General features: G+C 66.6%; 16 protein-coding genes and 1 pseudogene. 12 read left to right on the forward strand and 5 right to left on the reverse strand.

Annotated features, from left to right (window positions below; translation table 11 throughout):
* Complete coding sequence (locus tag CEX87_RS02160; RefSeq protein WP_064395356.1) at positions 1-720, reverse strand: cysteine peptidase family C39 domain-containing protein; 720 nt, start codon at positions 718-720, stop codon at positions 1-3.
* 368 nt (positions 721-1,088) lie between these two features.
* On the opposite strand from CEX87_RS02160, the gene pdxS reads away from it, so the two are divergent.
* From pdxS to pdxT, 3 genes are read left to right on the forward strand one after another with little or no spacing between them, the layout of a single operon-like run.
* Positions 1,089-2,009 (forward strand): pyridoxal 5'-phosphate synthase lyase subunit PdxS, encoded by a 921-nt coding sequence (gene pdxS / locus CEX87_RS02165; protein ID WP_064417048.1) that lies wholly within the window; start codon positions 1,089-1,091, stop codon positions 2,007-2,009.
* A gap of 8 nt (positions 2,010-2,017) precedes the next feature.
* Positions 2,018-2,854 carry an acyl-CoA thioesterase II gene (gene tesB, locus CEX87_RS02170; protein ID WP_064425998.1) on the forward strand — a complete coding sequence of 279 codons (837 nt, stop codon included), beginning with the start codon at positions 2,018-2,020 and terminating at the stop codon, positions 2,852-2,854.
* On the forward strand, positions 2,851-3,441 hold the full coding sequence (gene pdxT, locus CEX87_RS02175; protein WP_064395358.1) for a pyridoxal 5'-phosphate synthase glutaminase subunit PdxT: 591 nt from the start codon (positions 2,851-2,853) through the stop codon (positions 3,439-3,441). The genes tesB and pdxT overlap by 4 nt, the downstream gene beginning before the upstream one ends.
* Positions 3,442-3,501: 60 nt before the next feature.
* On the opposite strand, the gene CEX87_RS02180 is transcribed toward pdxT, so the two are convergent.
* Complete coding sequence (locus CEX87_RS02180; protein ID WP_064395359.1) at positions 3,502-4,713, reverse strand: acyl-CoA dehydrogenase family protein; 1,212 nt, start codon at positions 4,711-4,713, stop codon at positions 3,502-3,504.
* An 80-nt stretch (positions 4,714-4,793) separates the two neighbouring features.
* Here CEX87_RS02180 and CEX87_RS02185 point away from each other — a divergent pair, with 80 nt between their 5' ends.
* Together CEX87_RS02185 and CEX87_RS02190 are read left to right on the forward strand one after the other, a co-directional pair.
* On the forward strand, positions 4,794-5,228 hold the full coding sequence (locus tag CEX87_RS02185; RefSeq protein ID WP_064425997.1) for a hypothetical protein: 435 nt from the start codon (positions 4,794-4,796) through the stop codon (positions 5,226-5,228).
* Between the two features lie 85 nt (positions 5,229-5,313).
* A complete protein-coding gene (locus CEX87_RS02190) occupies positions 5,314-6,072 on the forward strand; it encodes a YebC/PmpR family DNA-binding transcriptional regulator (protein WP_064425996.1) in 759 nt (252 codons plus the stop codon).
* Here CEX87_RS02190 and CEX87_RS02195 read toward each other — a convergent pair.
* Positions 6,069-6,470 carry a YybH family protein gene (locus CEX87_RS02195; protein WP_064425995.1) on the reverse strand — a complete coding sequence of 134 codons (402 nt, stop codon included), beginning with the start codon at positions 6,468-6,470 and terminating at the stop codon, positions 6,069-6,071. The genes CEX87_RS02190 and CEX87_RS02195 overlap by 4 nt on opposite strands.
* A gap of 61 nt (positions 6,471-6,531) precedes the next feature.
* On the opposite strand from CEX87_RS02195, the gene CEX87_RS02200 reads away from it, so the two are divergent.
* Positions 6,532-6,849, forward strand: a complete 318-nt coding sequence (locus CEX87_RS02200) for a hypothetical protein (RefSeq protein WP_233151224.1) — start codon at positions 6,532-6,534, stop codon at positions 6,847-6,849.
* A 6-nt stretch (positions 6,850-6,855) separates the two neighbouring features.
* Here the strand turns inward: CEX87_RS02200 and CEX87_RS02205 are convergent, their stop codons facing one another.
* Positions 6,856-8,082 carry a mechanosensitive ion channel family protein gene (locus tag CEX87_RS02205; protein WP_064417053.1) on the reverse strand — a complete coding sequence of 409 codons (1,227 nt, stop codon included), beginning with the start codon at positions 8,080-8,082 and terminating at the stop codon, positions 6,856-6,858.
* A 127-nt stretch (positions 8,083-8,209) separates the two neighbouring features.
* Here CEX87_RS02205 and CEX87_RS02210 point away from each other — a divergent pair, with 127 nt between their 5' ends.
* The 6 genes from CEX87_RS02210 (at position 8,210) to CEX87_RS02235 (ending at position 11,840) form a co-directional block, all read left to right on the forward strand.
* A complete protein-coding gene (locus CEX87_RS02210) occupies positions 8,210-8,518 on the forward strand; it encodes a hypothetical protein (protein ID WP_094285752.1) in 309 nt (102 codons plus the stop codon).
* Positions 8,519-8,593: 75 nt separating this feature from the next.
* The gene (gene ruvC / locus CEX87_RS02215; protein WP_064395616.1) at positions 8,594-9,160 is read left to right on the forward strand and encodes a crossover junction endodeoxyribonuclease RuvC; all 567 of its coding nucleotides are present in this window, start codon (positions 8,594-8,596) and stop codon (positions 9,158-9,160) included.
* On the forward strand, positions 9,157-9,744 hold the full coding sequence (ruvA, locus tag CEX87_RS02220; RefSeq protein ID WP_064395365.1) for a Holliday junction branch migration protein RuvA: 588 nt from the start codon (positions 9,157-9,159) through the stop codon (positions 9,742-9,744). Before ruvC ends, ruvA begins: the two co-directional genes overlap by 4 nt.
* Positions 9,741-10,805 (forward strand): Holliday junction branch migration DNA helicase RuvB, encoded by a 1,065-nt coding sequence (gene ruvB / locus CEX87_RS02225; protein WP_064417055.1) that lies wholly within the window; start codon positions 9,741-9,743, stop codon positions 10,803-10,805. The genes ruvA and ruvB overlap by 4 nt, the downstream gene beginning before the upstream one ends.
* 10 nt (positions 10,806-10,815) lie before the next feature.
* The gene (locus tag CEX87_RS02230) at positions 10,816-11,454 is read left to right on the forward strand and encodes a hypothetical protein (protein WP_064395367.1); all 639 of its coding nucleotides are present in this window, start codon (positions 10,816-10,818) and stop codon (positions 11,452-11,454) included.
* Complete coding sequence (locus tag CEX87_RS02235) at positions 11,454-11,840, forward strand: DUF1304 domain-containing protein (protein ID WP_064395368.1); 387 nt, start codon at positions 11,454-11,456, stop codon at positions 11,838-11,840. The genes CEX87_RS02230 and CEX87_RS02235 overlap by 1 nt, the downstream gene beginning before the upstream one ends.
* 34 nt (positions 11,841-11,874) lie before the next feature.
* Here the strand turns inward: CEX87_RS02235 and CEX87_RS02240 are convergent.
* Positions 11,875-12,462, reverse strand: a pseudogene (locus CEX87_RS02240) (carboxylic acid reductase); the annotation flags it as partial.
* Positions 12,463-12,467 lie beyond the last annotated feature (5 nt).

A 12,467-nucleotide genomic window follows, 5' to 3' on the forward strand; every position in this document is an offset into this window, starting at 1 on the left:
TCAGCCGGCCACGATCAAATCGTGCGCCCCGGGCGCCCACGCCTTCTCGAAGACGTCAATGGGCACTTGTTCGCCGTCACCGTCCTCGCTCCCGCTGTCGGAGAGGTAGACGATTCCGGCCTCCGGGTCCACACCGCTCACCACGACGGAGTGGTCGTCGTCGGTGTGGCTGCCGTCCTCCGCCCAGATCGTCTCGGAGTTGACCCCCGCGATCAGTCGACGTCCGCTGTCGAGGTAGGTGATGAGCGCGGGGATGCCGGTGGCCAGGCCGGTCTGGGCAGCCAGATCGTCGTCGGTGGCGGTGGCGTTGACTCCGTAGTGCTTCAGGAGAAGCACCTGGTCGTCGGAGTCGGTCCCGTTGTCCGAGTTCGGATCGTTGGGATTGGGGGGTGTGTAGATCGGCCGGTCGCTGCCGGGACTCTTGAGGTTCGAGGCCACCGCAACGATTTCCTGCTCGGTGGGTGCCTTCCCAGTGCTCAGGCCCACGACGGTGGCGACCGCCATCAGCCCGCAATCCTGGAAGTTCTGCTGGCTCCAGTAATTGCTCGCTTCGTCTGGGTCACCGTGCATCTCCGTCGGAAGCATCGGACTCTCCGCGACACCGGGTGTCCCCACTGAGGCGAACGCGACCTCGTGCGTGACGTCTACGGCCCCAACCCCCCAGACGCCCAGTGCCAGTGCGGCCACCAGCGATGTGAACCCGATGGGAGTGCTCTTCATCTGCCCGCTCCTGTCGTTGCCTGGACCCGGAATCAGCGGACAGCCAGTCGGCTCCCAGCTTCGCGCGGGCAGCTTATCGTCCACGGATCGCCGGCGTCAGAGCATCGGAGATGTTCAGCGGGGTGTGGGCACCCGATGCGGCGGCGGCCGAATCGCGCGGCTCCAGGTCTCTCCCATGCAGCGTGGGTCACTGGGGCGCTGCTGGATTGTCGGCTATCGCCGGTGTGATGAGACAATGGCATCCGAACTGATTCCCGGTGGGGGAGCCGTCACGGCAGCGGTTCGCAAGTCACCGCCCGCGAACTGCGGATTCAATTGATTTGGCGGCCCCACTACACTGGATCGGTAGCAATTCGGAGGAGATAGCAGTGGAAACCGCAGCGAACGGCTCGCACCACAACGGCTCTGGCCATACCGGAACAGCCCGGGTGAAGCGCGGCATGGCCGAGATGCTCAAGGGCGGCGTGATCATGGACGTGGTCACTCCCGAGCAGGCCAAGATCGCCGAGGGTGCCGGTGCGGTGGCGGTCATGGCGCTCGAACGGGTGCCCGCCGACATCCGCGCCCAGGGTGGCGTCGCGCGCATGAGTGATCCCGACCTCATCGAAGGGATCATCTCGTCGGTCACCATCCCGGTCATGGCCAAGGTCCGCATCGGCCACTTCGTGGAGGCGCAGATCCTGCAGAGCCTCGGCGTCGACTACATCGACGAGTCCGAGGTGCTGACGCCCGCCGACTACACCCACCACATCGACAAGTGGAAGTTCACCGTGCCGTTCGTGTGCGGTGCGACAAACCTCGGCGAGGCGCTGCGCCGCATCACCGAGGGCGCGGCGATGATCCGCTCGAAGGGCGAGGCCGGCACCGGCGACGTGTCCAACGCGACCACCCACATGCGTCAGATCGGCGGTGAGATCCGTCGGCTGACGTCGCTGTCGGAGGACGAGCTGTACGTGGCGGCCAAGGAATTGCAGGCTCCATACGACCTGGTGGTCGAGGTGGCTCGGGCAGGCAAGCTGCCGGTGACGCTGTTCACCGCAGGCGGCATCGCGACCCCGGCCGACGCGGCGATGATGATGCAACTCGGCGCCGAGGGCGTGTTCGTCGGATCGGGCATTTTCAAGTCCGGCGACCCCGCAGCGCGCGCCGCGGCCATCGTCAAGGCCACCACGTTCTACGACGATCCCGATGTGCTGGCCAAGGTGTCGCGCGGGTTGGGTGAGCCGATGGTCGGCATCAACGTGGAGGGTGTCGCAGCGCCACACCGGCTCGCCGAACGCGGCTGGTAACCGGCCGAATGGCGATCGAACAGATCCTCGATCTCGAACAGCTCGAGGTCAACATCTACCGCGGAAGCGTGTTCAGCCCCGAATCCGGTTTCCTGCAGCGCACTTTCGGCGGACACGTGGCGGGCCAGTCGCTGGTGTCTGCGGTACGCACGGTCGACCCGACGTTTCAGGTGCATTCGCTGCACGGCTACTTCCTGCGCCCGGGCGATGCCAAGACGCCGACGGTCTACATCGTCGAGCGGCTGCGCGACGGGGGGTCGTTCATCACCCGCCGCGTCAATGCGATCCAGCACGGCGAGACCATCTTCTCGATGTCGGCGTCCTTCCAGACCGACCAGAGCGGAATCGAGCACCAGGACGCGATGCCGGTGGCGCCGCCACCCGACGACTGTCCGGGACTGACCGAGATCAAGGCGTTCGACGACGCGGGCTTCAACCAGTTCGCCGAGTGGGACGTCCGCATCGTGCCGCAGGAGAAGCTGACCCGGTTGCCCGGCAAGGCTTCTCAGCAGCAGGTGTGGTTCCGTCATCGCGACCCGCTGCCCGACGACTATGTTCTGCACATCTGCGCGCTGGCCTACATGAGCGATCTGACGCTGTTGGGTTCTGCGCAGGTGCACCACGCCGGGGAGCGTCAGCATCTGCAGGTCGCCTCGCTCGATCACGCGATGTGGTTCATGCGCTCGTTTCGCGCCGACGAGTGGCTGCTCTACGACCAGTCGTCGCCGTCGGCCTCCGGCGGCCGATCGCTGTGTCAGGGCAAGATCTTCAACCAGTACGGCGAGATGGTGGCGGCGGTCATGCAGGAGGGGCTGACCCGCTTCAAACGCGACCACACATCGTGAGCACTGCGCATGTCGGTGTCCTTGCGCTACAAGGCGACACCCGCGAACACCTGGCGGCGCTGCGCGAGGCCGGGGCGGAGGCGTCGACCGTGCGACGGGTGCGCGAACTGGAGGCCGTCGACGCGCTGGTGATCCCCGGCGGGGAGTCCACGGCGATGAGCCACCTGCTGCGCGAACTCGATCTGCTCGAACCCCTGCGGTCGCGCCTGGCCGACGGTATGCCTGCGTACGGCTCGTGTGCGGGGATGATCCTGCTGGCCTCGGAGATCCTGGATGCCGGGTCGGCGGGCCGGGAGGCCACGCCGCTAAAGGGGATCGATATGACGGTGCGGCGCAACGCGTTTGGTCGCCAGGTCGACTCGTTCGAAGACGACATCACCTTCGGCGGCGTCGACGGGCCGGTGCACGCCGTGTTCATCCGGGCACCGTGGGTCGAACGCGTCGGACCCGAGGTCGAGGTGCTCGCCGAGGCCGCCGGTCACATCGTTGCGGTGCGACAGGGCAACCGGCTCGCAACGGCGTTCCACCCGGAGATGACCGGCGACCGCCGCATCCACAAACTGTTCGTTTCGATGCTCTCCGAGTAGCGATTTGTGCACACTGAGGAGCGGTGAGCGCTCCTAGCGGTGCACAAATCGCCAGAAGGGCTAGCGGATTTCGAGACCCGTGACGGCGCGGCCGATCACCAGGCGCTGAATCTCGCTGGTGCCCTCGAAAATCGTGAAGATCTTGGCGTCGCGGTGCATGCGCTCGACCGGATACTCCCGGGTGTAGCCGTTGCCGCCGAGGATCTGGATCGCCTCATCGGTGACGTACACCGCGGTCTCGCTGGCCACCAGCTTGGCCATCGAGCCCTCGGCGTTCTCGAACGCCTTGCCGTTGCGCGCCATCCAGCCGGCCCGCCAGACCAGCATCCGGGCGGCGTCGATGCGGGCCTTCATATCGGCCAACTTGAATGCGATGGCCTGGAATTCGCCGATCTTGCGGCCGAACTGCTCACGCTGGCGGGCGTAGTCGAGCGCGTACTCATACGCGGCGCGAGCCACGCCGACCGCCATGGCGCCGACGGTGGGCCGCGTGCGCTCGAACGTCGCCAACGCGGCCTGGCTCTTGGCCCTCTTGCCCTCGCGCACCCGCGCGATGCGCTCCTCGAACTTGTCCCTGCCGCCGACGATCAGCCCGCCAGGAATGCGCACATCCTCGAGCACCACCTCGGCGGTATGCGATGCGCGGATGCCGTGCTTGAGGAACTTCTGTCCCTGCCGGAAGCCGGGGGTGTTCGGCGGGATGATGAACGTCGCCTGCCCGCGCGTGCCGAGTTCGGGGTACACCGACGCGACCACGATGTGCACCTCGGCGATACCGCCGTTGGTGGCCCAGGTCTTGGTGCCGTTGAGCACCCACTCGTCTTTGGCCTCGTCGTAACGGGCGCGGGTGAGGATGGCGCCGACGTCGGAACCGGCGCCGGGCTCCGACGAGCAGAACGACGCGACCTTCGGCTCGTTGACGGTGCCGAACATCTGCGGCAGCCATTCGCCCATCTGCTCGGGGGTGCCGTTGGCGGCCAGTGACGCCGCGGCCAGGCCGGTGCCCAGGATCGACAGCGCGATACCGGCGTCGCCCCAGAACATCTCCTCGAACGCGACGAGCATGCCCAGACCGGACGGTTCGCCGGCCTGCTCGGCGAAGAACTCCATCGAGTACAGGCCGACCTTCGCGGCCTCCTGGATGATCGGCCACGGCGTCTCTTCGCGTTCGTCCCACTCCGCGGCGGCAGGGCGGACGACGTCGGCGGCGAATTCGTGCACCCAGTCCCGGACGTGGACGAGATCCGGCGAGAGCTCAAGCGAGAAGGACATGCCGCTATCTTACTGCGGAGTAAGATAGCGACGAAGTATTGTGGCAGACCTAACAGCGCCGGCAGGACGGGAACGCCGCGATGACGATGGTCGAAGTCGAGCCCCAACCGCGCATCGACACCCTGGTCACGCTTGCCAGTGGCGGTGACGCGCGGCGCACCGAGTACACCGGCACCGCCTGGTTCGACGGCAAACCCCAGGTGTCCGGCCTCGCGTTGCGCAGAGCACCGAACGCGCCCAAGGGCATCCGGACGCCGAACTTCTCGGCGTCGTTCTTCCTCCCCGACAGCCTCCCGTACAACCGGGCCTCGCTGAGCAGCGCGACGTTGTCGGTGTCGGTCGTCCTGCAGGCCTCCGGCGAGATCGGCGCGATCGTCGACGCGGCCGTGACCTTCACCGACGACCCGTCGGGCGCACCGACGTGGCTGCAGCTGCACGTGCAGGGTCACATCGGCTGGCCGGCCGCCGTCGGCTACCGCGTCATCGCGCTGACGTCGCCCGACGCAGTTCGGTAGGGCGCAAACGTCCACGTAGACTCGTCGGGCGGACTCAGCGCACGAAAACTTGGCGCACGAAAGCGCACGGAGAGGTACTACCTGCATGAGCGGCCATTCCAAGTGGGCCACCACCAAGCACAAGAAAGCCGTCATCGACGCCCGCCGGGGCAAGATGTTCGCCAAATTGATCAAAAACGTCGAGGTCGCGGCGCGTGTGGGCGGCGGCGACCCGGCGGGCAACCCCACGCTGTACGACGCGATCCAGAAGGCCAAGAAGTCGTCGGTGCCCAACGACAACATCGAACGCGCCCGCAAGCGCGGCAGCGGTGAGGAAGCCGGCGGCGCCGAGTATCAGAACATCACGTATGAGGGCTACGGGCCCAACGGCGTTGCGGTGCTGATCGAATGTTTGACCGACAACCGCAACCGGGCGGCCGGCGAGGTGCGCGTGGCGATGACCCGCAACGGCGGCAGCATGGCCGACCCGGGTTCGGTGTCCTACCTCTTCTCCCGCAAGGGCGTCGTCACCCTCGACAAGAACGACCTCACCGAAGACGACGTGTTGATGGCGGTGCTCGACGCCGGGGCAGAGGACGTGAACGACCTCGATGATTCGTTCGAGATCATCTGCGAGCCAACCGATCTCGTTGCTGTACGCACGGCGCTTCAGGATGCTGGCATCGACTACGAGTCGGCCGAGGCAGGGTTCGTGCCCTCGGTGACGGTGCCGCTGGACGCCGACGGTGCGCGCAAGATCATGAAGCTGGTCGACGCGCTCGAAGACCTCGACGATGTCCAGGACGTCTACACCAACATCGACATTCCCGACGAGGTCTCCGCCGAACTCGACGCTGAGGACTAGATCGTCATCGCCACGCGGTAGTGGCGGTGGGCGAACAACCAGTTCCCGTCGACTCGCACCAGTTCATCGACATACTCGCCGACCAGTTGGCGACTCGGTTGATCGCGCAACTTCATGACTTCCAGGCAGTACGACCGTGCGTCGGCCCGGTCGTCGCACACGGTCAGCGACGCCATCTGGGTGAAGAACGCCATCTGCTCAATGGCTCCGAAGATGCCGTCCCAGTGGTCACGCAGTTCGCTCTTGCCGCGGCACTCCCCGCCCGAACCGGTTCTGCGGCCGTCCTCGGTCCAGCACGCCAGATACGCGTCGAGGTCCTTGCGCATGACCGCGTCGCTGTAGATTTCGAGGCGCTCTCGGATGAGTTGTCTGTCTTCGGCGTGCCCGCTGAACGTCATTGGCTCATTATCGAGATGACTACTTCAACGAGCGGAGGCCGCGGGTATGGCCAGGGTGACGGTGACCGATCCCGAGGGGGAGACGGTGACGGTGCGGCGCTGGTGGTGGCGCACGATCCCATGGGAGACCGGGTTTTCCACACTGGACGCGGTCATCTTCCTGCTCGTCCTGCCGTTCATGGTGATGTGGCCGTTCTGGTTGTTGCTGAAGTGGCTCGGCGTGTCGTGGAAGATCGTCATCGAACGCGACGGCGAGCGGATCGGACGCGAACGGGTGCGCGGCTGGCGCCGATCGGGCGAGCGCATCTACGAAATCGCGGCGTCCGTGCAGGCGGGTACGTACCCAGTCGATCAGGTCGACCAGCCCACGGCGCCCTGAGGGCCCCTAGTTCCTCCCGTTCGATCGAGCGAACTGGTCGTCGTAATCGGAAGTTTCATCGAATGCCCGCGCGCGCTCGTCGGCCTCGGGGCTGCCGGAGAATATGCCGGACGCGACACGATCGGTCTCCCCGGAACCGCTCGGCCGGATGGCCGGTTTGGTTGGGGCAGGGGCGGGTCCGATGCGGTGCATCGGCAGACCATTCTGCGTGCGTTGCAGCCAGTCGACCATGCCCTCGCGCACGCTGCACCGCAGGTCCCAAAGAGCGCCCGAGTTGGGCGCGCTCACGGTGATCCGCACCTGGACGAAGCCGCCGACCGCACTGGTCGTCTGTAGTACGCCCATCCGGCCGTCCCACTGATCACTCTCGGCCAGCAACCGGTCCAATTCGGCGCGCATGTCGTGGAACGACACCGTGAAGTCGACGTCGAGTTCCACGGAGCCCATGATCTCGGTGGCGCTGCGGGTCCAGTTCTCGAACGGCTCGGTGGTGAAGTAGGTGGACGGCAACACGAGCCGGCGCTCGTCCCAGATCCGCACGACGACGTAGGTCAGCGTGATCTCCTCGATGCGACCCCACCACTGACCGTTCTCGAGCTGGACGATGTCGCCCACGCGGATCGCCCCGGAGAACGCGATCTGCATCCCGGCGAACACCGCGCCCAGCGACGTCTGCGCGGCCAGGCCCGCGACCACCGACAACACACCCGCGGAGGCGAACACCGTGGTGCCGATGTCGGAGAACGACGGGAACGTCATCAGGATCGCGGCACCGCCGAGGATGACGACGACCGCGATTGCCAGCCTGCGCAGCACGGTCACCTGCGTCCGAACTCGGCGCCACAGCCGGTCGGCGTCCGAGATCTCCTCACCGCCCCCGCCGTAACGGGCGATCATGCGCCGCTCGGCAACGCGGACAAAGCCCGTGACCAGCCAGGTGATCGAGACGATCATCAGAATGAGAAGCCAGTGGTCCACCCACCCACGCCACGAGTCCGTGGTCTCCGACGTCCGTCGCACCGCGACCGTCGCCGCGATCACCATCAGCAGCATGCGCACGGGCTTGCGCGTGAGCACCTCGATGTCCTTGATCAGCGCGCTGCGGCGACTGACGCGTGCCATCACCCAGGTCAGCACCACCCCGAACACGTACACGGCGGCGATCGCTCCGGCTGCCCAGGCAAGGGTGACGGCGAGGTTGCTTGCGGTCTGCAGTTCGGTTTCGTCGGGCATGGAATGAGGTCAACTCCACGAATCGGGATCAGGTCCTCAATCGACGGTAGCCCTGTTGCCGCGTGAGGAAACATCGGCTTCGGGGCGTCGAACGCGGATCCTGCCTTCTCGCAAGCACAATTGGCGGGTGGCAGTGGTACTCGACACATTCGGCACCGAGTGGCAGATCAGCAGACGGTGGTGGCCGTTCCCGGGCGACGCCCTCGATCTAACATTCGGCTGGCTGGAGATTCTCGTCGGCGCGCTGTTTGTGGTGCTGTGGCCGTTCTGGTTGCTCGGCAAGTTCTGCGGTGTGCGCTGGGTGATCACCGTCGAGCGCGACGGGCATCAGGTGGGCCGCGAACTTGTCCGCGGGTGGAGCAGGTCGAAGGGCCGCATGAGCGAGATCGCGCTGGAGATCACCGCGGGCGGCCGCGGAGGTCAGTTCGTGATCTGAGCGGGCGTGTCCCTGCCAAGTGGCGAGCCTTCGGGCGGCTAAGCTCTCGAACAAGTGTTCACAGAAGGGCCGGACGTGCGGGTGATGGGAGTCGACCCCGGGTTGACGCGCTGCGGCCTGTCGGTCATCGAGGGCGGTACGGGTCGGCAGGTCACCGCGCTCGACGTCGACGTCGTTCGCACCCCGTCAGGCGATCCGCTGCACCGGCGCCTGTTGGCGATCAGCGAGGCCGTGGAGTACTGGATGGACACTCACAGACCCGACGTGATCGCGATCGAGCGGGTGTTCTCCCAGCAGAACGTCTCCACCGTGATGGGCACCGCCCAGGCCGGCGGAGTGATCGCGCTCGCGGCCGCGCGCCGCGATATCGACGTGCACTTCCACACACCCAGCGAGGTCAAGGCGGCGGTCACCGGCAACGGCAACGCCGACAAGGCGCAGGTGACCGCGATGGTGACCAGAATCCTTGCGCTGCAGGCCAAGCCGACTCCGGCCGACGCGGCCGACGCGTTGGCCCTTGCGATCTGCCATTGTTGGCGGGCACCGATGATCGCCCGGATGGCGGCGGCCGAGGCGCTGGCCGCCGAACAACAACGCAAGTACAAGGCCACGCTCAAGGCGAAAGCGAGGGCGGCACGATGATCGCATCCGTTCGCGGTGAGGTTCTCGACATCGCACTCGACCACGTCGTGATCGAGGCGGGCGGGGTCGGTTACAAGGTGATGGCCACCCCGTCGACGTTGGCAACCCTGCGCCGCGGCGCCGAGGCGCGCCTGATCACCGCGATGATCGTGCGCGAGGACTCCCAAACGCTCTACGGCTTCGCCGACGGCGACGCCCGCGACCTGTTTCTCACCCTGCTCGGGGTGTCCGGAATCGGTCCCAGCATCGCGTTGGGCGCGCTGGCGATGTACGACGGGCCGACCTTGCGCCAGGCCATCGGCGACGCCGACATCACCGCGCTGACCCGGATTCCCAAGGTGGGCAAGAAAACCGCCGAGTTGATGGCGTTGAGCCTGCGCGACAAGGTGGGCGCGGTCTCGCCGTCCGGTGCGGCGACCGCGACGGGCCATACGGTGCGGGGCCCGGTGGTGGAAGCGCTCATTGGACTCGGATTCGCGGCCAAACAGGCCGAAGAAGCCACCGACAAGGTGTTGGCCAACGACCCCGAAGCCAATCAGTCGAGTGCGTTGCGGGCGGCGTTGTCGATGCTGGGTAACAAATGAGCCGATTCACCGACGACGACGGCGACGCCGACGAGCGCGAGGTCTCGCCGGCGCTGACGGTCGGTGAGGGCGACATCGACGCGAGCCTGCGGCCGCGGTCGCTCCACGAGTTCATCGGGCAACCGCGCGTCCGCGAGCAACTGCAACTGGTCATCGAGGGCGCCAAGAACCGCGGCGGCACACCGGATCACATCCTGCTGTCGGGCCCGCCCGGGTTGGGCAAGACGTCGCTGGCCATGATCATCGCGGCCGAACTCGGTTCCTCCCTGCGGGTGACGTCCGGGCCGGCGCTCGAGCGTGCCGGTGATCTCGCCGCGATGCTGTCCAACCTCGTCGAGCACGACGTGCTGTTCATCGACGAGATCCACCGCATCGCCCGGCCTGCCGAGGAGATGTTGTACCTGGCGATGGAGGACTTCCGCGTCGACGTCGTGGTCGGGAAGGGCCCCGGCGCGACGTCGATTCCGCTGGATGTCGCGCCGTTCACGCTCGTGGGGGCGACCACCCGCTCGGGCGCGCTCACGGGGCCGTTGCGTGACCGGTTCGGGTTCACCGCCCACATGGACTTCTACGAGCCCGCCGAACTGGAGCGGGTGTTGGCCCGTTCGGCGGGGATCCTCGGTATCGAGTTGGGCGCCGACGCGGGTGCTGAGATCGCGCGCCGGTCGCGGGGCACGCCGCGCATCGCCAACCGACTGTTGCGCCGAGTCCGCGACTACGCCGAGGTCCGTGCCGACGGCGTGATCACCCGCGATATCGCCAAGGCGGCGCTCGAGGTCTACGACGTCGACGAGCTCGGCCTCGACCGCCTCGACCGCGCGGTGTTGTCCGCGCTGACACGCAGTTTCGGCGGGGGACCGGTCGGTGTCTCCACACTTGCGGTCGCGGTCGGCGAGGAGGCGACGACCGTCGAAGAGGTGTGTGAGCCGTTCCTCGTGCGCGCCGGGATGATCGCGCGCACGCCGAGGGGACGGGTGGCCACCGCGCAGGCCTGGACGCACCTCGGCCTGACCCCGCCGAGCGGAGTCACCGGCCTGGGGCAGGTGGGACTTTTCGACTGAGGAGGCGGCAATGGGCAGCGGCACGATCAGGCTGGGCGGGCTGCTCGGCGTGGCCTGCGCCGGCGTGGTGGTACCGGCGTATCTGGTCGGCTCGCCGGAGACGCCGAACGACGCCGGCGGGCTGGGCGCCTATTTCGATAGCGCGGCAACGTTTCTCACGCTGAACGGCACGCTGCCGCTACTGCATCTGCTCTTCGGCTTGCTCTTCCTCGGCGTGCTCGTGTCGACGCTGCGGTCGGCGGCCGGGCCGACGGGTGCGGTGTACACCGCGGCGATCGGTGGGACGGTGTTTTTCGCACTGACCGCGGCCGGTCTGGCTGCCGAGGTGGCCGTGCCCGCCGCCATCGTGCGGTTCGACGACCTCACCGTGACGTCGTACTCGCAGCCGTTCCTCGGCCTGGCGGTATGGCTTTATCACTACAGCCATATCGGTTCGGCCGCAATGATATTCGCCACCGCCTACATCGTGTGGCGCACGGGCGTGCTACCGAAGTGGTCGGCGTTTCTGGCGGTGCTCGGGATTCCCGCGCTGCTGCACACCTGGATCGGTCTGCCCGGTGCATACAGCGTGCTGGTTTGGATCGCGTTGACCGGTCTGGTGATGTTGGCCGTTCCGCCGGTGGTACGAGTGGAAAGCATGGTCGCGTAATGGGTTTCGTCGGATTGTTCTTCGCGGGTCTCGCCGCCCTCCTGCACATCTACATCTGGGTGATGGAGTCGCTGACGTGGACGTCGGCGCGCACCCGAGCGACGTTCGGTCTCACCGAAGAAGAAGCGCTGGCCACCAAGGAGTTAGCCTTCAACCAGGGCTTCTACAACCTCTTTCTGGCCATCATCACGCTCGCTGGAATCGTCATCGGCGGCATCGGCTACAACTGGGTTGGCATCGCATTGATGTTCGCCGGTGTCGGATCGATGCTGGCGGCGGCGCTGGTGCTGTTGTTGTCGTCACCGGACAAGGCGAAGGCCGCCCTCGCTCAGGGCATCTTCCCGCTGATCGCGATCGTGCTGTTGGCGGTGGCCGTCACGCTGTAGCGCGCGTAGCGCCGAACGCACGCTCGCCGTCGTCTTACAGCAGCCCCAACAGTTCCAGATCAGTGGCGTACTTGACGATGACCTCGCGCGTCACATGCGGAATGTCCTTGTCTGGACCGATCTTCGCATCCTGCACCGCCGTGCGGAACCGCTCCGTAGGGGCGATCGAACCCTGGATCGGGGTCTCCGGCCGCTGGTAGTTGTGCAGCAGCGGGAGCAGCGACGCCTGTCGCTGCCGCTCGGGCAACCCGCGCATCGCGGTGTCGAATCGCTGCAGCCACGTGGCGTAGTCACCGACGCGTTCGACCGGATACCCCGCATCGATCCTCCAGTCGACGAACTGGTCGAGCCCGATGCCGTCGTCATAGGGGTTCATGACGTAGTACGTCTCGAAACCGGGTCCGCCGTCGTGGCCGACCTGTGCACCAAGCGTCGAGATGGCCTCGGCGATGAACTCGACGGGAAGCCCGTCGTAGTGTGCGCGTTGGCGGTTGCCGCCCTCGTCGACCTCGTAGAACGAGAACGGCGCGACGCCGGTCGCGACGAGGCTCAGGATCAACCGCGTGAACATGTCCGGCACGTTGAGCTGACCGGCGTATGTGGTGTCGGCCAAAATCATGTCGACGT

It is taken from the genome of Mycobacterium lehmannii (genome assembly GCF_002245535.1).
In the GTDB taxonomy this organism is placed as follows: domain Bacteria; phylum Actinomycetota; class Actinomycetes; order Mycobacteriales; family Mycobacteriaceae; genus Mycobacterium; species Mycobacterium lehmannii.